Below are 20613 nucleotides of genomic sequence, written 5' to 3' on the forward strand. Positions count from 1 at the left end.
GTTATTTCATTTACTTTAACATATTCAAACAGGAAGAGAAAGAAGTAGGTTTTCTGGTATATATCGGTGATAGGAAAGACATATCGCCCCTTTATATTCTCCTAAAAATTAAAAAAACCAAACAAGTATACGAAAATTTTTATTAGCATCTCCGTATACTTGTTTGGATTAATAGGTGGTTGAAATATCTTTATCCCGGTCTCTACATTAAATTAGCCTTCATTTGTCATTTCTTCATACTGCTCTGCTGACATAAGCGCGTCAATATCCGCTTTATCACTTGGCTCAATAACAACCATCCATGCTTTTTCATAAGGAGATTCGTTCACAAATTCTGGATTGTCACTAAGCTCTTCATTTACTTCAACTACTTTTCCGCTGATAGGAGCATATAATTCAGAAACTGTCTTAACAGATTCTACACTTCCAAAAGGTTCATTTGCTGTTACTTCATCGCCTACTTCTGGTAGTTCAACAAATACGATATCGCCTAATTCAGATTGTGCAAAATATGTAATCCCTACACGTGCGTTATCTCCTTCAACTTTTACCCATTCATGTTCTTTTGAATATCGCAAATCCTTTGGTACTGCCATTATAACCCCTCCGTATTTATCATTTTTACTCTGTTAAACAGAGTTACTATTAAAAAAAGCAGGTCGCTTAAGCCCAACTTTCTTTAAACATCTCTTCTTTAAAGCCTAATGTTACTTTATTTCCATCTGTAGTTAAAGGGCGTTTAATTAACATGCCATCAGAAGCAAGCAAATCTAGTAATTCCTCATCCGACGCTTCCTTTATTTTATCCTTTAATCCAAGATCTCTGTATTTCTGACCTGAAGTATTGAAGAATTTCTTTAATTCAAGGCCACTTTTTTTATACAAATCCTCTAATAACGCACGAGAAGGAGGATTGTCCACAATATGTACTTCTTCATATGACACATGATTTTCATCCAGCCACTTTTTCGCCTTGCGACAAGTTGAGCATTTTGGATACCAATAAAAAGTAACTTTCATTCCATCACCCATAATCTATGTATTTTGAAACATTCAACTAAATATTATCACAATTTGATATAAAGTAAAACTTCAATCAGTGCCCACTTGTGCCAACTGTTATTTCCTTTCTTGCATTTTTCAGCTATTTCTTTAAGCAGGATAGATTACGACAGAATCAAACTAGATGAATCCCTCAATCGATTGACTAAAAAGAGGGTTCTTCTGATTCGTTTATTCCAGAAGAACCTGTTTGACTATTTATGATTACGCCTTACCCAAGATACTCTCCAGCTGTTAATAAATGTTTAGCAGCCTCTCTTTTCCTTGCAATGATTGGCTTTGGTGTGTATCTTGTATATTTCTTTAATACAGATAGTGCTAATCTTAGTTCATCACCGCTCAGCATATATGCTAACGTGTCTATTGCCTCTGTGATTACTTGTTGAAAGGCCTCTTGGCAATATATTTCGGTATATAATAATTTTTGTTTTTCTTCTTGCCCATTTTTCCCCATTGCCTTTTCTGTTCTTAAAATACAAGAATCCATTGCAAATACAGCATTAAAAATATTTGCTAGATTGACCATAATCTCTTGCTGCTCTTCCAATTTTTCTTTATATTTTTTCAACATCATTCCAAATAGCAGATAACTGATTTTTCTAGTATTGGAAAGAAGCATTTTTTCTTGGGATAGCAGCTTATCATCCGGCTCTTTCGGTAGGAAGGAGAGCATTTCCTTTTCCGTCATTTTGGCTAGTGCCAACAATGGGATTTCTCCTTTTAAACTCTTTTTAGCTAAGGTAGGAGGAATTAATAAGCGATTAATTTCATTTGTTCCTTCAAAAATGCGGTTGATACGCGAATCGCGATACATTCTAGCAATATCATAATCTTCCATAAATCCATTGCCACCATGGAGCTGCACACATTCATCTACTACCATATCTAATACTTCCGAGGCAAAAATTTTATTTAAGCTGCACTCTATAACATATTCATTTATGATTTTCGCCATTAGTGTCCATTCTATATCTGCATCTACTCCATCCATGGCTGAGGACAGTAATCCTGCTGTACGATAGACACTACTTTCTGCCGCGTAAATATATGCTGCCATTGTTGCATACTTTTCAAGCGTAAGCGGAAAATGAGATAATGGAGCCGAGAATTGCATCCGCTTATCCGTATAAGCAATCGTCTTTTTTAATGCTTCTTTACTAGCACCAATTGCTCCCAGACCAAGCTTATAGCGACCAATATTTAAAATATTTAGTGCGATTAAATGGCCTTTTCCGATCTCTCCTAGCACGTTTTCCACTGGTACATCGACATGATCAAAACGAACGGCGCAGGTGGAAGAGCTCTTGATTCCTAATTTATTTTCTTCTTTCCCTATTGAAACACCTGGAAAGTCTTTTTCTACAATAAACGCAGTAAAATGTTCTGAGTTTACTTTTGCATAGACGATAAAGACATCTGCAATTCCTGAATTAGTAATCCACTGTTTTTCGCCAGTAAGGGAATAGTGCGTGCCTTCCTTATTTAAGACTGCAGTTGTTTTTATACTAAGAGCATCCGATCCTGCTGAAGGTTCCGTTAACGCATAGGAGGCGATTTTTTTACCAACGGCTAAATCCGGTAAATATTTTTCCTTCTGCTTCTTATTTCCAAATAAAACAATTGGTAATGAACCAATCCCTATATGAGCCCCATGGGTTACAGAAAATCCCCCTGCAACAGACATTCTTTCAGAAATAATGGCTGTGCTGATTTTATCTAAACCCAAACCGCCATACGGTTCTGGAATATCTGAACTTAACAGACCCAGATTCCCTGCCTCTTCCATCAGCTGTTTTGTTATTGTAAATTGGTGATTTTCCATCTCCGCCAAATGAGGTAGTACTTTTTTCTGAACAAACTCACTTGTCATTTCTGCAATCATTTGATGCTCTTCTGTAAAATCCTCTGGAGTAAAAATTGCGTCTGTGGTGACCTGTTCCGTTAAAAAACTTCCACCCTTTTGCATAGTAATCCTATCCTTCCTTTCTTCCAGCACTTAATGTTTATGATCAAAATATTATATCTTTTTCGTCGTTAATGGTTTTCCTGTTTGCAATAGATAAAGCATTCTTTTTTGTGTCTCCTGCTCTTGTATTAATTGGATAAACGCTTCTCTCTCTAAATCTAATAAATAGTCCTCTTCCACTAATGTACCAAATTCTACACTGCCACCTGTAAGAACCGTAGCAAGATTGCTGGCAATCTCGGCATCATATTCTGAGATAAAACCTATTTTTTTAAGTTTATCAACTTCTTTCATTAAGAAGTCATAACCCTTTTTACCTGTAACCATAATCTTTTCTTTTTTAGCCGCTTGAAACTTTTCATCCGCTAATTGTAGAACTGCTCTTTTTGCATCTCTTAATAAAAATCGATCATTATTAGTTATCCCATCTCTCTCTGTTAAGAAGCCTAGTTCTTTCGCTTGAACCGCAGAGGCAGCTACCTTAGCAGTCAAAATGGTCTGAAATACTTCTACAGTAAGCTTCAGCATTTCCTCTGGTAAAAGTTGTTGATTTCCCTGCCACTTATTGCAATATAAGGCTGTTGTTCCGCCTCCGCCAGGGATAAGCCCTACCCCTGTTTCTACTAGTCCCAGATACGTTTCTAACGATGCTTGCACCTTACCTGCCGCCAGACAAATTTCTGCTCCTCCTCCCAATGTTTTTTGATAAGGGGCAGCTACCACTGGCTTCTGGCAATATTTTATGCGCTTCATGGCTTGCTGAAAACGGCGGACGGCTATCTGCAGCTCTACAATATCCTCATTTTGGGCTTCTAATAGCATTAAAGCTAAATTAGCCCCTAGACTAAAGTTCTTTTTTTCACTGCCTATAATCAGCCCTTTATATGCTTCTGACTCTACTTTTTCGATCGCCTTATCAATCATCGCAAGAATATCCATGCCAATGCTCATATTGGAGCTGTGTAATTCCAGTAATAATACTCCGTCTCCGATATCCATTAAACTTGCTCCATTATTGGAAAGAAGCACGCCTCTTTGCTTCTTCCATTCTTGTATGCATATTTGGTCCTCACTTTTTGGAATAGGCAGATAGTTGCCTTGATGGTAATAATGTTCTACTCCATTAATCTCTTTATAAAAGGATTCAAATCCTTGATCCAACATTTCTTTAATCCATCCAGGAATCTCTCTTGAATCTTTTTCCATTCGTTCTACTGTAGATTTTAGTGATAGTTCATCCCATAAACGAAACGGCCCATTTCTCCAATTAAATCCAGACTGAACAGCTTGATCTATCTCATAAATAGAATCGGAAATCTCCCCAACCATTTTGGCTGAATACAGTAAAAATGGAGCAATTCCTTTCCAGAGAAATTGTGCTTTTGGATTTTTTTGTTCTAAAAATAGAGGAAGCGATTGTTTCGCTGCTTTCTTTTTCATTCCAGTCAAATTCTTATACGTCCACGTATGATAATCTAGAACTTGTAGCCCCTCTTCCGTTTTTCGATAAAATCCCTTTTGTACCTTTCTGCCCAACATTTTTTTCTTAAGCATTTCTTCTAATAAAACAGGAATTTGGTACATCTCTATTTCTTCTGTGTCATTCATTTTTCCTTGCATATTATGAATAACTTGATAAAAAGTGTCTAATCCAACCATATCTAGCGTATGAAAGGTGGCACTTTTTGGACGACCAATTAGTGGACCTGTTAATTGATCAACCTCTTCGATTGTTAAGTCTGCCTTTATCATTTCTTTTACAATATTTAAAAAAGCAAAGGAACCAATCCTATTTGCAATGAAGTTAGGAGTATCATTCGCTTTTACTACTACCTTTCCTAATTCTTCTTCTGCAAATTGACTGATTGTTTTTACAACATTTGAGGCAGTAACTTTAGTAGGAATAATTTCAAGTAATTTAATATAACGAGGTGGGTTAAAAAAGTGTGTACCTAAAAAATGGGCCTGAAAATCTGGAGAAAGATTTTCTTTCATCTGGTTAATCGATATACCAGAAGTATTGCTGCTGATAATAGATCCTTTTTTACGGTACTGATCTATCTTTTTAAAGAGTTCCTTCTTTATTTGCATATCTTCAATAATTGCTTCCACAATCCAATCTGATTCTTTTAATAAGGCAAAATCATCTTCTAGATTCCCAATTGTTAGTTGCGCTAAATTATTTAAAGATGTAAGCGGGCTGGGGGATTCTGATTTCATTTTTTCAATAGCAAGCCTGCCAAATCGATTCCTCACAACCTTATCTTTTAATGTAAGTCCTGCTTCTATTTCTTCTGCTAATAACTTAGTTGGCACGATATCCAGCAGAACCGTAGAAATTCCTGCATTAAGAAATTGTGCTGCAATCGCTGCCCCCATAACTCCAGAACCAATAACCGCAGCTGATTTTATCTCTTTCACCATGCATCCTCCTTGAAAAATGTATTAAAATTTGATGGTTTTCAAATGGCTTTAAAAAGGCTCCATTACTCTTTGTACGTCCAAGTGACGTGATTTTTAACAATAATTGTGTCAAATTATTCGTTTTTTCTCCATGCCGTGTACTCATTAAATAAGAAAAATAGGAAATGCTAGTAAAGAAATAGTAAAGGGAGGTGTATAAATAAATGGCTCGTCTTAAGAAGAACCCTTCTAAAGCAGGAGTTAGTGCGGCAAGTGTAAAAGGTAACGCTGGTCCAACAGTTGAAACAGATGGTGGCGGAAAAGTTAACAGTCAAAATAATCAATATAAAAAGCAATAGTTTAACAGGAGGTCGATTTTGATGCAGCAGCAACCAACTAATATGACACAACCTAACGGGATGATGATGAAACCACCTGTTATGGTAACAGTCAAAGATTCCCTTTACTTAACAGATATGCTTTCTTGGAATTTACTAGCAATGAAAAAAGCGCATTTTTTTGCACAAAATGCCCAAGATCCGGCAATTAAATCTCAGCTTGAGAAATGTGGACAAATGCATCAGCATCATTATGAAAGAATACTTAGTCACTTAGATACTAATAGTCAGCCAATGGTACAGCAACAGCAATAGATAGTAACGAAAAAAATTAGTGATTGTTTATTCAATTTTGCTCATTCTGCTAAAGAGATTGCCAAACCTTTTTTAGTTGACTATGCCTTTTGTAGAATGAGCACCTTTTCTTCGTAAAGGACTTTGAATAAGCAATCATCTTACTAAAACAATGATTTTATGAGGGAGGACAAAGAAAATGGATCAACAAAAGCCAATTCAAAACCCTGAGTCACAGGTTCCCAAAACACCGCAAATGAATGATCGCGATTTTACTAACGACATGCTTTCAACAGAAAAATACATGACTGATGCTTATTCAACAGCTTTAAACGAAGCTAGTAATGAAACACTCTATCAAGATTTATTATCCATTTTTACCGAAACACAAAATATGCAAAGAGAATTGTATGATTTAATGTTTCAAAAAGGATGGTATAAGCTTGAAGCTGCTGAGCAACAAAAAATCCAGCAATCTTATCAGCAATTCAAAGGATACAGTAACCAATTTCCATATGGAAACACCACTATTCAGTAAAACTCTCATTTTTTATCCACCCAAACACATTGTTATGGGTGGTGTTTTTTTACGCTTTGTCCAGCTTTCTTTATAGCATATGTTTTATTTTTGATTTTGTTTTCTTATCTCATTCATTTTTTTTATTTCCGATATAATTTGAACTATTGTTTGTTTCCCATCAGGGAATTTAGCATTCCAATGTTTTACTAAACCTGGCATATTTTTGGACATATAGGTATAGAGCATCCATATTTGCACTTTTTCCTTTAATTCCTCATTCTCTTCTCCAAGAAGTAATTCCGTATAATTACTCAATAAGGCGTCAAACTCCTCTTGAAATTTCTCGTCCAATTTCTATTCCCCCTTCGATTTTCATTGACAACGTGATTGAGTTGCTCTATTATAAGAGTACACCTAATGATAATGATTATCAATATCATTAACTTCCCATAATTGATATTCTTTCCTTTTCTTTCCCCCTCATTTAAAGAATCGAGAAAGAATACACAAAAAGAGGCTGCTTCCCTGTCAGCCTCTTTTTGTCATTAAATAAAAAACCGTTATTCATCACTAGAAAACATATATTTTTTATAATGATATCGAATGGAAAAAATCAATCCCATCGAAAGCATATTTCCCATCAAGGAACTACCTCCATAGCTAATAAAAGGGAGTGGTATCCCTGTAATAGGAAGAATTCCTACCGTCATCCCAATATTTTGGAAAACATGAAAACAAAGCATACTAATAATCCCTACGCTCATACAAGTATAAAAAGTATTTTTTGTTTCTAAGGCAACTTTTGTTATGTGATAAATAAGCAAGAAAAATAAACTAATAATAATACTAGCTCCAATGAAGCCAAATTCTTCGCCGACTACACTAAAAATAAAATCAGTGTGATTCTCCGGAAGCACTACTTCACTTGTGCCAACACCCTTTCCCGTTGTCTGGCCAGAACCAATTGCAAGCAAAGACTGCGTTAAGTGATATCCCGTTGTACTTTGGTATGTATAGGGATCTAACCAGGAATAAATTCTTCCCATCTGATATTCCTTCACTCCAAAATACATGGTAATCCAATCTGGATGCCAAATAACAAGGTAGAGGACAGCTGTTGCAATCACAGCAAAACTAGAAAAAATCGGCGTTAAAATCTTCCAGGAAATACCGGATATAAAAATCATCCCCAGCATAATAGCAAGAAAAACTAAGGAGGTTCCCAAATCTGGCTGCTTCATGACAAGAAGAAGTGGAGGTACCGTTACAGCTCCAATTTTAAATAAGAGAAAAAAGTCACTTTGTATCGTCTTTACTATATACTTTTCCTGATGATCTACAATGATTCTTGATAGTGCCAGTACTAAAAATACCTTTACAAACTCAGAAGGCTGCAGAGAAAAACCAGGTAAAGTGAACCAACTTTTGGCACCATTAATTTCTCGGGCAATACTGGATGGGGCGAATATAAGCACTACCAATAAGAATAGACCAAAAGCATACAGATACCAGGTCAGTTTCTTCAACTGATCCGAATCTAAACGAATTACGCCAATAATAATACCTATACCAACTACATAATACATAACTTGCTTTAACACATAGGATGAGTTTGCTCCATATATAGCAATAAGGCTAGTTAAACATAGAAGCATTAATATTAGAACAAGTGTATAATCTATTTTCGATGAATTTTTTGGGGACATATTGTCATTGCTCCTTGTTCAGTAAAACTTTTAACAGCTTATCATTCTTCCATTCAGAAATAATCATTTTTCACCATTTATATTTACCCCTAAATAAATAGAGTCATTCACACACATTTACAATTCTCCATTATATTTGTATTTGCATGAAATAACAACTTTCGACAATCATTTTTATAAAATTATTTATTTTCATTTCTAACTTTAACCAAATTAATAAAAAACTGTTTAAAATGTCATATAACTTACTCCTTTTATTTTCCCCCAAAAAAAGAGAATGATCAAATTAGCTCCACACCCAGAAAAATATTCTGGGATGTTAACTGCTACTTTGACCACTCTCTTATTTAGCCTTCTACATGTATGGTTTTTGTTAACTCCACTAAATCGTCTGCAATTTTAGCTAATGATTTAGTGGAGGAAGTGATTTCTTCCATTGCCGCCAGTTGTTCCTGAGAGGCTTCTGACACGTTCATGGAATTTTGACTGTTTTCCTTGGCAATGCCAGTAACTTGATCTACCGAACCTGCAACCTCTACTATATTCGTAGAAATTTTATGAGCAGCCTCTAAAATACTTTCCATTTGCTGACTCATGGATAACATCGATTCCGAAATTATCGTAAACTTTTCTTTTGTATCATTGGTAATATCAATGCCGTCTTTTACTTCCTCTGTCACTCGTTTCATTGTTTTAACAGAAGATAGAGTATCTTTTTGAATTTCATTTACCAGAACAGCGATTTGCTCAGCGGACTGATTGGACTGTTCTGCCAATTTCCTTACTTCCTCTGCTACTACTGCAAACCCTTTGCCTGCTTCGCCAGCCCTAGCAGCTTCGATGGCTGCATTTAATGCCAATAAATTTGTCTGATCAGCAATTTCTGTTATAACATTTAAAAATTGACCAATCTCCTGGGAACGCTCTTGTAATAATACAATAGAGTCATTCGATTCTTGCACTGAATTTTGAATCAAACTCATTTGCGTTACAGTATTATCAACAACTGCTTGTCCTTCTTTAGCTTTCAATACAGTATTATGAGTGCTTTTCACCATTTCTTCTGTATTCTTCGCAATATCTTTAATTTCATTATTCACAACAGCAACCGAATCAACAATGAAATCCATTCCTTTTGTCTGCTCTTCAGAACCAGCAGCAACACTTTGAATGGCAGCTGAAATCTGCTCTGATACATGGTTTGTTTCCACTGTATTAGCAGTCAGCTTTTCGGCAGAAGCATTTATTTGTTCAGATGTTTCATTCACTTTTTGTACTAAGTTGCGAATAAATTCTTTCATCAAAATAAACGCATCTGTTAGTTGGCCAATTTCATCATTAGAAGCTTTATGAATTTCAATATCTAATTCGCCTTCTGTAATTTTCTTTGTTGAATGCAATAATTTTTTCAGAGGAGAAATAATGATTCTCCGTGTAAATAATGCGACAATAACAGTTACAAAAATTAAATTAATGACAGTATTAACAAAAATACTGAATTCTTGTGGGAAGAAGCCGGCTTCTAGAATCATCTCATTTAGCTTAAAGGATATCATGGTGCTAAATAATGTAGCAAAAAAGATAATGACAATCATTTTTGTTCGTAAACTGCGAAAAATACTTCGTTTCTTCATATATATTCTCCTTCTAACCCTATAGTTATATATAGCTGTTTTTATACCAAGATAAAACTTTAACAATTATGTAATAAGACCTATTAATATCCAATATTAATAAATTGTTATAAATTAAATAGTTGTTTATACCTATTTTACAAAAAACAGTGTATTTAAGCAATTTTTATCCTTTTCCAAAAAAAAAGGGGTATAGCCAAACGTACGGCTATACCCAAAGTGAGAGGAGGTTATGGGGTTACGGTATAAAGAATATGCTGTGTATTCAGCTTCTAAGAAGGTGATACAAGCTATTCTTTATACTTATTAGATATGCTTTTTTATAAAATCAGTGAGGGCTTATCCCCTTTATTAATAAAAAAGGGCAATCATCCTTTTGCCTTTTTAACGGTAGTATATTTCATTATTCGGACATATACTACATTATAAAGATTAGCGGAAAGAAGGTTCTAAATGAAAAACACCTTATATGTAAACTCTATCATCTATTGCTGTTTGTTGACTGTCTTTGCGACGACTCTTTTTTATATACTGACTGGTTTAACCGTTTTTACTATTGCCTCCTTGATTTCAGGGGTGTTAGTAGCTTTCATTAGTTTATTAGAAGAAGAGGTCATCCATAAGAAAATCCATGACGAACATTGAGTCTATTAAAAAAAATAAATTAGTCTTTTATGTATAAAAAAAGAAAAAGGGGACCACAATGATACTACAAAGTGTAATTCCCCCTTTTGTTTAGAGCTGTTTCAGATTAATTCTCGCTTTTGAGAAATTCCTGACCAGCTCTTTTTTTATTGAATTAATTGAAGAAATTGCCGTGTTCTTGCTTCTTTAGGGTCAGAGAAGATTTCATGCGGGCTGCCTTTCTCTACAATATAGCCACCATCCATGAAAATTACTTCGTCCGCAACTTCTTTCGCAAATTTCATTTCATGGGTAACAATAATCATCGTCATGCCTTCATTCGCAAGTTGCTTTATTACTTTTAAAACTTCTCCAACAAGCTCTGGATCCAACGCAGATGTTGGTTCATCGAATAACATTACTTCTGGTTCCATCGCAAGTGCTCTGGCAATGCCGACTCGCTGCTGCTGCCCACCTGACAGTTGGAATGGGTAAAAATCGATTTTATCACCCAGTCCTACTTTATTTAGTAAATCAGCCGCTCTCATGCTTGCCTTTTCTTTTGATTGCTTTTTCACCGTGATGGGACCTTCCATCACATTCTCAATGGCAGTTTTATGGGGAAAAAGATTATAGCTTTGAAAAACCATTCCTGTTAATTTTCGAAAATCTGTTATAGCCTTTTTCGTTACTTTCGTCGAGAAATCCAATTGCTTATTCTCTATTGTAATATGACCACTAGTTGGTATTTCTAATATGTTTAAACATCGAAGCATCGTCGTTTTTCCTGATCCAGAAGGACCAATAACAACAATGACTTTCCCTTTGTCCACTTCTAAATTTATGTCCTTTAATACTTGTAAATCGCCAAAATGCTTAGACAACCCTTTAATTGAAATCATGATGTTCGCTCCTTCCTCTATCGATTATTTTAGTCTTCCTGCCTAATAGAAGCTTTTTTATTTACTTAAGTGACGGCCGAATCGATTTTCCAGTCCTTGCTGGATAATAGAAAGAGGGAAACAAATAAGCCAATACAATAGGGCTACCTCTGAATATAGCAATAAGAACTCATAATTCGTACTTGCGATTTCCTGTGCCTTTCGAAACATTTCTGTTACTAGAATTAAGGCTGCTAGAGACGAATCTTTAATTAAACTGATAAATGTATTAGACAATGGCGGAATCGAAACACGTGCAGCCTGTGGCAAAATAATTCTTTTTAAATTTTGAACATAGCTCATCCCAATGGAATAGCCAGCTTCCCATTGACCATTAGGAATACTTAAAATGGATCCTCTGACTATTTCCGATCCATACGCTCCAACACTTAATGAAAAACCTATAATAGCTGCTATAAAAGGTTCGAGCGTAATACCAACATTGGGTAACCCGTAAAAAATAATAAAAAGCTGTACGAGTAATGGTGTTCCGCGAATGATGGAAACATAGATTCCAGCAATCGCCCGAAAAATTTTTATACTGGATAATCTAGCTAAAGCGGTTAATACAGCTAAAATTATCCCAATAATAAAGGATATAATGGATAGTGGTATCGTATATAAAATAGCCCCCTTCACCAAAGGAAGAAGGGAACTAACTGCTATATCATAATATCGTTGGAATGCTTCTGCGTCAGTAAAAATGCTATTTAAGTACATCTTCTCCGAACCATTTCTCTGATATTGATTTATACGTACCATCATCAATCATTTCTTTAAGTGCTTTATTTACCGCTTTAACTAATGTATCATTTCCTTGTCTAAACATTAAACCACTATGCGCTACATCATCAGCAGTATCGACAATTTTAACTTTTACATCTGGCTTTTGCTTTTTAAAATCTAAGAAAGATAATTTATCATTAACGGTAACATCTACTCGTTTTGCGTTAAGAAGTTCAATCGCTTGATTAAATCCATCCACTCCAACTAGCTCTGCACCATTCGTTTTGGCAATTTCCGCATAATTACTTGTTAATGATTGTGCTGACTTTAATCCTTTCATATCTTTAAAACTTTTCACATCTGAATCTTCTCTCGTGATAAGAACAGCAGCAGAAGAAATGTAAGGATCAGAAAATGCATACTTCGCTTTTCTTTCATCATTAATCCCTACTTGGTTTGCAATCATATCAAAGCGCTTTGCATCAAGGCCTGCAAACATGGCATCCCATTGTGTTTCCTTAAATTCTGCTTTCACTCCTAAACGTTTTGCCACTTCTTGTGCAATTTCCACATCAAATCCAGTTAGCTTCCCAGAATTATCATGAAAAGTAAAGGGAGGGTATGTACCTTCCGTACCAACTATTAATGTGCCCTTATCTTTAATTTGTGCCAATAAATCTGCGTTGCTATCAGCTTTTTTATCTGCAGAATCTTTTGATCCCTTATCTGAATTGCTGCCACAAGCAGCTAACACAATGGTAATACTTACCAACAAACTTAATAATATACTAAATTTTCTCATATTATTCCTCCTTATTCCGATAAGACTTATCAGCAATAGCTATCATAGTATAGGGGATTACCATTTGTCAAAGCATTGATTTCTCCTTTTTATTTTCACCAAAAGTTCTGACATTAACCATGTGAAATATATCCATTTGATACAAAAAAAAAGCGACCTTTTAAACGGTCACTTTTTTCCAATTATATAAAAATAAATAAATGCATTAGGCTGCCGGCTTTCTGAAAACAAGTGAGTATAGATGTAATTTCCCTTCATAGACTTTTTGCATTTTATATTCATCTAATAAATCATAGGGGGTCATTAAACATGGGGGCTTATTAAAAAATAGGACACCACTGTCATGCAAAATCGATGCAACAAATTGCGAACAAAAATAAGCATTTTTACGATTATATGGGATTTTTAGTAAAATAAATAAAAGCCCAAGTAAATTGTAGCGATAATTTCTTTGTTCTTTTTCCATCTGCTCAATTTTTTTCTTCATGTTTTCATATTGTGTTTGCGTAACAGAAATGGAATAAATAATACACCTACTGTTTCGAAAAAAACTATGCTGGACATTTTCCTTCACAAATCCACCGATAAATGGATTGCTTGGCTTTCTTCTTCCAAAACTATAAACTTCATTTAATTGCGGATCAAAAGAAATAGATGCATGATTATGGGGCTTTCTTGTAAAAAATTTAATACAACGTGTAAATAAAGTGCCTGTATCCGTTAAAATAATATATACCTTTCTTTCAGTCACACAAACACCCCTCCTTCGCATTAATATTTACTTATCGAAAAAGCTGTTAATCCTGGCTTCTTTTGTAAACACCTTCGAATAAAAGTTATAATCTTTACTACTCCTCTTTGTTATCATATAGAGTTTAACCCCGGCTGGAAACAAACTCTTGTATTATTTTTATCTACGTCTTTAGACTTAAAAAAGTTACATAAAAAGCATACTTACTTAGAAATATAATAATTCTCTATAAGTAAGTATGCTTTATTTAAAAAATCATGCTTTTTTTCCAGTTTTCAAATTCAACGCAATATCTATGCAATCCTATCTCCTATACTTCGTTTTCACAGAGCAATGGTGATTCAGCTCTTCCCATAATCATTTGATAATCTGGAAGAATCGGCAAGGAACCAGCCTTTGTAGCTACTATTGCCCCCAACCGATTAGCTTGATCCATATAAGACTCCATCTCTTTTTTGCAAGCTGGAAATCCCTTTTTATAAATACATGCAAGAATCGTTGCCATAAACGCATCGCCTGAACCATTCGTATCTATTGCCTTTACCACCTTTCCAGCCATTTGGACTTTTTCTTCGTATAATAGTCCAATTGCCCCCTTTTCGCCCAAAGTAATTAGCTTGAGAGGTATTTGGAACTTCTCCAAATTTGCTAAGCCCTTCTCTACCGATTGAACCTCTAATAGAAAGAGAAGTTCTTCTTTTGACATTTTTAGAATATCTACAAAAGACAAAAATTCCATCATCACTTGTCTACATTCCTCTTCATTTTTCCATCTTTTAATCCGAATATTTGCATCAAAAGCAATGAATAAGCCTTTTTCCTTTGCGATTTCAATCGCCTTCTTTGTCGCTGCTCTTGCACTTGGATGAAAGAGTGTCCCAGAACCAAAATAAAAGATCGATTTATTTTCAAAAGATGATTCCTTAAGATCTGATTCTAATACAATTTCATTTGGCGTTTCATTTTCATATTTATGAAAATATCTTTCTCCAGATGCATCTAAATGGACATATACTTTCGATATTTTCTTGGTTGGTGTACGAACGCTGTCTTCAAGATTTATTTTTTCTTTTAACATTTCCTTTTCGACAAATTGGCTATCTTCTCCGCTTCCTAGTTTTGTAAGATAAAAACTAGGAATAGTAAATCTACTGATATGTACAGCAACGTTCACAGAAGCTCCCCCTAAACTTCTTTCAAAACAATTATTATCACTCGATCGTGAAACATAATCGATAAACGCATCGCCAAGAGACAGGATTCCTTTTCGTTCCATTTCGTGATTCTTCCTCTCTATCTTTTTCTATCTTTCTAGTATATCTTCTTTTATTCCTTTCGCTAATATTAATTAGTGAAACTTCTGTATTTCTTTCTGCGTTATACTTTATGTGTTTTTATATCGAAAAATGGAATAGGAAACCAAGTCTAATTTAATATTCAATATAGCATTCAGCTTTTGCTAAATTTTTGATATGATAGATAGGCGTATGCTTTCGAGTAAGAATATAATTTTGAAATGAATGGATAAATAGGAGTGAAAAAATGTTGGATAAGTTATGGGATTTGATAGTGGCCTTTATTTTGGGCATAGTAGAAGGTTTGACGGAATTTGCACCTGTATCATCAACTGGACATATGATACTAGTCGATGATTTATGGTTAAAGTCAGGGGAGATTTTTTCACCTGAAGTAGCTAATACCTTTAAAGTTGTTATTCAATTAGGGTCGATTTTGGCAGTAGTAATTATCTTTAAAGATCGTTTCTTAAATATTCTTGGTTTGAAAAAAACAATTAATGGTGAAAAAGTAGTCGGACATAAATTAAGCTTAGTACAAGTTCTTATTGGGTTAATTCCAGCTGGTGTTTTAGGACTTCTTTTTGATGATTACATAGATGAACATCTATTTAATTTTGAAACAGTTGCATATGCTTTAATTGTGGGTGCAGTCCTAATGATTATCGCAGACTTTACGCAAAAGAAGAAGAAACCAACCACAACTTCTTTGGATCAAATTACAAATAAGCAAGCATTTTTCATTGGTTTATTTCAATGTATCGCCCTATGGCCAGGCTTTTCAAGATCTGGATCAACGATATCTGGCGGTGTACTTATGGGGCTAAGCCACCGGGTAGCAGCTGACTTTACCTTTATCATGGCAGTACCAATTATGGCTGGTGCAAGCTTTATCTCTTTACTAAATAATTGGGAATACATTACATCTGCTGCTCTCCCATTCTTTATCGTTGGATTTATCAGTGCATTTATTTTCGCATTAATTTCTATACGCTTCTTTTTAAAGCTAATCGATCGAATTAAATTAACACCATTTGCGATCTATCGTATTGTGCTTGCTATCATTATCATTGTTGTGTTTATTTAATAATATTTATAAAGAAAAAGTCATCTCCCCGGAGATGACTTTTTCTTTATACCCACCTATTTTTCTTTTATGGATTCTTTTCGTTGTTTTTCACTCTTCACTTCTAATATATCTAACAAGAATATAAAAATCGGAATACCTACAATTAATCCCCATACTCCAAAGAAGTGTTCGGAAAATATTAAAACAATGAATGTGAAAAAAACTGGTAAATCGGTCTTAGAAGACATTAGTTTAGGATTTAATATATATGCTTCAAGCGCATGAATTACAACAATTAAGATAACAATTGAAATGACATGTGTTATTCCTCCGACCGTATAACCGATAATACATAATGGAATAAAGGAAATAATAACCCCGGCAACTGGTATTAAACCCAGTAAGAAAATCATAATACCTAATCCAAATAATTGAGGAAAGCCTAAGAAATACAAGGAAGTTGTCGTTAACACACAATTAATAATGGCAATAATAAATTGTGCTTCTATTACTTTTCCAAAGGTTGCTACAAATTTTTTACAGAAATATTTACATTCAAAGTAAATTGGTGCTATTTTACTAGTATGAAAACGAGTAGCAAACAACCGTAATCTGTCTTTTTCTAACAAAAAGAATAGGCTTAATACTATCGCCATAAACACTTGAAGCAGATTTCCCCATATATTTGTAAAATACTTAAATATAAAGGTAAAGCCCTGATGTAAATAGGTCGTTACATTAAGATTATTTATTGTATTTACTATAAAATTCAAGACTGCATTGTCATGTGGCTGCATATAAAAGTCTGTGATTTGGATAACCAAAATCGAGATTTGCTGGATGACAACAGGTAAATAGGTGGAAATCCCATATATGAGCAAAAATAATACAGTAAAATATAGCAAAATAACCGCAATTGATCGTTTTATCGCAAATTTGCTTGTAAAAAACTGAACAAGTCGATCCATTAGGTAAGAAAATATAAAAGTAAATAAAATGAGATTTATCATACTACGTACAAAATAAAGGCTTAAACCAATTAAAAACAAAATTAAAAATCTTTTTACTGCTTTTTTTTGAAAAAAATGAAGCAACATCTCCATGCAAAAGACTCCTGACGATTTAAAATACCTAACTACTATAAAATATCTTTTCTTTATCCTTTATTATCAATCCAAAAATGAAAAATAACAAGAAAAAACGTTTTTTTTCACAGATTAATTTCAATTCCATTATCTAGAGAAAAATTTCATTTAATCCGTTCTCCTTCATCCACTTACAACAAAATCATTGCCTATATGAAAAGGAAGGCTTTAAGTGTATATACCCTAAATGCCTTCCTCTTCCTTATTAATCCTTTATTCGTTTAAATGGCCACCAGTTTGCTTCTCCAAAATTCTTTACTAGAACAGGTATAAGCAATGGCAAAATGATAAATGCATATAGGAATAATCCAACTAATACAATGCTTGCTATCTGTAATAGGGATAACATTCCTGATGGCATCATCGCTGCAAATGTTCCACCTAAGATGATAGCTGCAGAAATGATGACTGTCCCCATCTTCTTCATCGCTTCTAACATCGCATCTTTTATCGTTAAATTCTTATATTCATTAAATCGATCCATAAGGAAAATACTATAATCCACACCTAAAGCTACTAAAATAACAAATCCAAAGAATGGTACTGCCCAACTGATCCCAGAATAGCCCAGCAGATTCACGTAGATTGCCTCATTTATTCCAAGCGTTGTATAGAATGTTAAAATTAACGATCCAATAATATAAGCCGGCATAATGATAGACCGGAATAAAAAGATTAAAACAATCGAAATCCCAATCATCATCCAAATAACAGTATTTGTATAATCAGCATTGGACATAGTGCGAAGATCTGCATTGGTACTAGTAATCCCGGAAACAGCAATTTCCGCATTTTCAAGCTTGGTTCCTTTTGTTATTTGATCAACTCTATCTTTTATCTTATCAATTTGATCAATTGCTTCATTTGAATATGGATTGTCTGAGAATACAACGTCAAATGTCATGATTTTGCGATTTGGAGATAGGTACGTATCTAATGCCCCTTTAAATTCATCACTCGCTAATACTTCATCTGGAATATAGAAACTGTTTGTTTCGTTTTTAGATAATCCAGATAAATAATCCTTAGCAGAACCTAAACCTTCAGAAACTTGATCTAATCCTTCAGCACTTTGTGTTAATCCGTCCGTTAATTGGCCAAGCTGACCACCTATATCACTAAACCCATCTAGTAATTGCTTCTGTCCCTCATTAATACTACTTAATCCATTCGTTAATTTAGGCATATTGTTCACAATCTGCCCTTGGCCATCTGCTAATTGGTCTAATCCTTTTTGCTGTTGATCGATACCAGCAATTAATTGCTGCAGTCCAGCCGAAATATTTGCTTGATTTTTTAATATTTCTGCATAGCCTGCATTCGCTTTACTCATTCCTGTTTGTAATTTAGCTAACCCTGTATTTAATTGATCGATACCAGCATTAATTGCGGGTAATTGTTGTTGTGCTCCTAAAAATCCTGCTTTAATTCCTATATATGCTGGGTTATCAGCTAATCCAGCATATGTCCCTTCTAAAGAACCAAACGATTCTTTTGGTACTTTATTTAGCCCCTGTGCCAATTGCTCTAAACCTGAATTAATTTTTTGATATTCCCCGAGAATAGCAGATAGACCTTTCTCTGCCTCTTTATATCCAGTTTGTAATTTATTATGCTCATTCAACAGTGCTTCTGCCCCTGTTTTTGCCTGTTGTAATCCTGACTTTATTTGATCAGAACCAGCAGAACCTTGGCGAATGCCTTGTTCAATTTTTTCTAAGTTAGACTGAATTTCTCCCAAACCAGATTTCACATCATTTGTTCCTTTAATGAGCCCATTAATCCCATCTGCTGCGTCATTCAACTGTGGTCCTGATTTTTGCAGTTCATCTCCGGCACTGTGAAGCCCCTCACTTATTTGATCAATTCCTTCTTTTCCTTGGCCCAAACCTTCTTCTAAGGTTTTCGCTTGATTAGAAATATAAAGATCTTCAATGGAGTCTCCCATTGGTCTCGTTACAGACCGAACTCTATCCACCAAATCTACTTTAGCTAATTCATTCGTAATCGTATCTGCTAAAGATAAATACTCTATTGTATCTAATTGGTCATCATTTTTTAAAATTACGGTTGTTGTCATGGACTCGCCTGGTCCAAAGCTGTCCGCAATTGCATTAAATGCTTTTATCGATGAATAATCATCCCCAATTTCTTCTAAAGAATTAAAAGAAATATCACCATCATAGGTAACAAGGAAGGGAACACAAATACATGCTACAACCAATAAGGATAGCAGCGGTCTTTTTATAGAGAAATTACCCGCCACTTCCCAAATCTTGCTGTCTCCATGCTCTGCCGACCCTTTAGATGGCCAGAATAATTTCTTCCCTAATAACAGCATAAAAATTGGTACAACCGTAAATAAGGCGATAAGTAAAATAGCTACCCCCACTGCTACGGCAGAAGCAGATTGATAAAGCACAAATTTAGAAAATCCTATCGCAGCAAACCCAATCATTACCGCAATACCGCTAAAAAAGACTGTTCTTCCCGCATTTTTGTACGTTTCGACTATCGATTCCCAAATACTTTCCCGATGCATCATTTCCTCTTTAAACCTACTTAATAGTAGAATACAATAATCCGTCCCTATTCCAAAGAGAACAGCAACCAAGAAAATTTGTGTATACGTGGAAAGTGGGAAATTAAATTGATCTACTAGAATAGACACAATAGATTGGGATGCTAAGTATGTAAGTCCTACTGTAATTAAAGGAATAAATGGCGCAATTACAGATCTAAAAACAATTAACAATACAGCCAGAATGAAGACAACTGTGATTCCTTCTGTCTTCTTTAATCCCTCTTGAGAACTATTTACCAAATCCTGATCAATCATCCAGTTGCTGGTATAATAGTGATCCACATCATATTTTTCAATTGTTTTATATAATGCGTCGCTGACCTCTTCCGCTTCTCTATCATTCCAACTAATAGTCAATGATGTGAGGATGGTTTTTCCATCATCTGAAACCAACTGGTCCTTTAATTCCTCCTTTTCAAACGAGGAAAGTATATCTGTAATTCCTAACTTTTTCTTATTGGCTTCTAATGCATCCACTGCTTTTTTCGCTTCCGCAATATCTTTTTCCGTCAACTTCTTATCATTATGAAAGACTAAAGCCACTGTTGACTGTTCCCCTGCATTTTTCTGATTCTGAATTTCATCAAGAATTTTTCCAGCCTCAGAAGAAGAGTATTCATCAGGTATAGTAATCTGTCCTTTTTCCTTCACTAAATCTCCCATATTTGGAGCTATTATAAATAAACCGACTATAGCGATAATCCATGCTCCAAGAATAAACCATTTTCCCTTTAAAATAGCATTCAACTTTAT

19 protein-coding genes are annotated in these 20613 nt (G+C 34.7%); 5 read left to right on the forward strand and 14 right to left on the reverse strand.

Annotation, left to right across the window (positions count from 1 at the left end; genetic code table 11):
- Positions 1-212: 212 nt before the first annotated feature.
- The 4 genes from gcvH to NSS71_RS13755 all read right to left on the reverse strand — a co-directional run bounded on the left by gcvH (position 213) and on the right by NSS71_RS13755 (position 5452).
- Entirely contained in the window at positions 213-596 is a 384-nt protein-coding gene (gene gcvH, locus NSS71_RS13740; protein ID WP_047942277.1) for a glycine cleavage system protein GcvH, read from the reverse strand.
- A gap of 67 nt (positions 597-663) precedes the next feature.
- Entirely contained in the window at positions 664-1020 is a 357-nt protein-coding gene (locus NSS71_RS13745) for an arsenate reductase family protein (protein ID WP_047942278.1), read from the reverse strand.
- A gap of 253 nt (positions 1021-1273) precedes the next feature.
- Positions 1274-3028, reverse strand: coding sequence for an acyl-CoA dehydrogenase family protein (locus NSS71_RS13750; RefSeq protein ID WP_047942279.1), 1755 nt, complete (start codon positions 3026-3028; stop codon positions 1274-1276).
- A gap of 51 nt (positions 3029-3079) precedes the next feature.
- A complete protein-coding gene (locus NSS71_RS13755) occupies positions 3080-5452 on the reverse strand; it encodes a 3-hydroxyacyl-CoA dehydrogenase NAD-binding domain-containing protein (protein WP_144546562.1) in 2373 nt (790 codons plus the stop codon).
- A 203-nt stretch (positions 5453-5655) separates the two neighbouring features.
- On the opposite strand from NSS71_RS13755, the gene NSS71_RS13760 reads away from it, so the two are divergent.
- The 3 genes from NSS71_RS13760 to NSS71_RS13770 all read left to right on the forward strand — a co-directional run bounded on the left by NSS71_RS13760 (position 5656) and on the right by NSS71_RS13770 (position 6601).
- Positions 5656-5790, forward strand: a complete 135-nt coding sequence (locus NSS71_RS13760) for a YuzL family protein (RefSeq protein ID WP_082138326.1) — start codon at positions 5656-5658, stop codon at positions 5788-5790.
- Positions 5791-5811: 21 nt separating this feature from the next.
- The gene (locus NSS71_RS13765) at positions 5812-6084 is read left to right on the forward strand and encodes a hypothetical protein (protein ID WP_047942281.1); all 273 of its coding nucleotides are present in this window, start codon (positions 5812-5814) and stop codon (positions 6082-6084) included.
- A 178-nt stretch (positions 6085-6262) separates the two neighbouring features.
- Positions 6263-6601 carry a spore coat protein gene (locus NSS71_RS13770; protein WP_047942282.1) on the forward strand — a complete coding sequence of 113 codons (339 nt, stop codon included), beginning with the start codon at positions 6263-6265 and terminating at the stop codon, positions 6599-6601.
- A gap of 84 nt (positions 6602-6685) precedes the next feature.
- Here NSS71_RS13770 and NSS71_RS13775 read toward each other — a convergent pair whose 3' ends face one another.
- From NSS71_RS13775 to NSS71_RS13785, 3 genes are all read right to left on the reverse strand, one after another.
- Entirely contained in the window at positions 6686-6934 is a 249-nt protein-coding gene (locus tag NSS71_RS13775; protein WP_047942283.1) for a DUF2573 family protein, read from the reverse strand.
- A gap of 209 nt (positions 6935-7143) precedes the next feature.
- Entirely contained in the window at positions 7144-8289 is a 1146-nt protein-coding gene (gene rodA / locus NSS71_RS13780) for a rod shape-determining protein RodA (protein ID WP_047942284.1), read from the reverse strand.
- Between the two features lie 347 nt (positions 8290-8636).
- Positions 8637-9923 carry a methyl-accepting chemotaxis protein gene (locus NSS71_RS13785; protein WP_053215673.1) on the reverse strand — a complete coding sequence of 429 codons (1287 nt, stop codon included), beginning with the start codon at positions 9921-9923 and terminating at the stop codon, positions 8637-8639.
- A 453-nt stretch (positions 9924-10376) separates the two neighbouring features.
- Here NSS71_RS13785 and NSS71_RS13790 point away from each other — a divergent pair, with 453 nt between their 5' ends.
- Complete coding sequence (locus NSS71_RS13790; protein ID WP_141231662.1) at positions 10377-10568, forward strand: hypothetical protein; 192 nt, start codon at positions 10377-10379, stop codon at positions 10566-10568.
- Positions 10569-10714: 146 nt separating this feature from the next.
- Here NSS71_RS13790 and NSS71_RS13795 read toward each other — a convergent pair whose 3' ends face one another.
- From NSS71_RS13795 to NSS71_RS13815, 5 genes are all read right to left on the reverse strand, one after another.
- The gene (locus tag NSS71_RS13795) at positions 10715-11449 is read right to left on the reverse strand and encodes an amino acid ABC transporter ATP-binding protein (protein WP_341151761.1); all 735 of its coding nucleotides are present in this window, start codon (positions 11447-11449) and stop codon (positions 10715-10717) included.
- Between the two features lie 57 nt (positions 11450-11506).
- Positions 11507-12208 (reverse strand): amino acid ABC transporter permease, encoded by a 702-nt coding sequence (locus tag NSS71_RS13800; protein ID WP_047942288.1) that lies wholly within the window; start codon positions 12206-12208, stop codon positions 11507-11509.
- Positions 12195-13016 (reverse strand): amino acid ABC transporter substrate-binding protein, encoded by an 822-nt coding sequence (locus tag NSS71_RS13805; protein WP_061799091.1) that lies wholly within the window; start codon positions 13014-13016, stop codon positions 12195-12197. The genes NSS71_RS13800 and NSS71_RS13805 overlap by 14 nt, the downstream gene beginning before the upstream one ends.
- Positions 13017-13221: 205 nt before the next feature.
- A complete protein-coding gene (locus NSS71_RS13810; RefSeq protein ID WP_082810053.1) occupies positions 13222-13767 on the reverse strand; it encodes a hypothetical protein in 546 nt (181 codons plus the stop codon).
- Between the two features lie 310 nt (positions 13768-14077).
- Positions 14078-15043 (reverse strand): carbohydrate kinase family protein, encoded by a 966-nt coding sequence (locus NSS71_RS13815; RefSeq protein ID WP_061799095.1) that lies wholly within the window; start codon positions 15041-15043, stop codon positions 14078-14080.
- Between the two features lie 266 nt (positions 15044-15309).
- On the opposite strand from NSS71_RS13815, the gene NSS71_RS13820 reads away from it, so the two are divergent.
- Entirely contained in the window at positions 15310-16149 is an 840-nt protein-coding gene (locus NSS71_RS13820) for an undecaprenyl-diphosphate phosphatase (RefSeq protein WP_047942294.1), read from the forward strand.
- 56 nt (positions 16150-16205) lie between these two features.
- Here the strand turns inward: NSS71_RS13820 and NSS71_RS13825 are convergent, their stop codons facing one another.
- Positions 16206-17234, reverse strand: a complete 1029-nt coding sequence (locus NSS71_RS13825) for an AI-2E family transporter (protein ID WP_061799097.1) — start codon at positions 17232-17234, stop codon at positions 16206-16208.
- 247 nt (positions 17235-17481) lie between these two features.
- Positions 17482-20607, reverse strand: a complete 3126-nt coding sequence (locus NSS71_RS13830) for an MMPL family transporter (RefSeq protein ID WP_061799099.1) — start codon at positions 20605-20607, stop codon at positions 17482-17484.
- Positions 20608-20613: the final 6 nt, after the last annotated feature.

It is taken from the genome of Niallia sp. FSL W8-0951 (assembly GCF_038006525.1).
GTDB lineage: Bacteria > Bacillota > Bacilli > Bacillales > Cytobacillaceae > Niallia > Niallia circulans.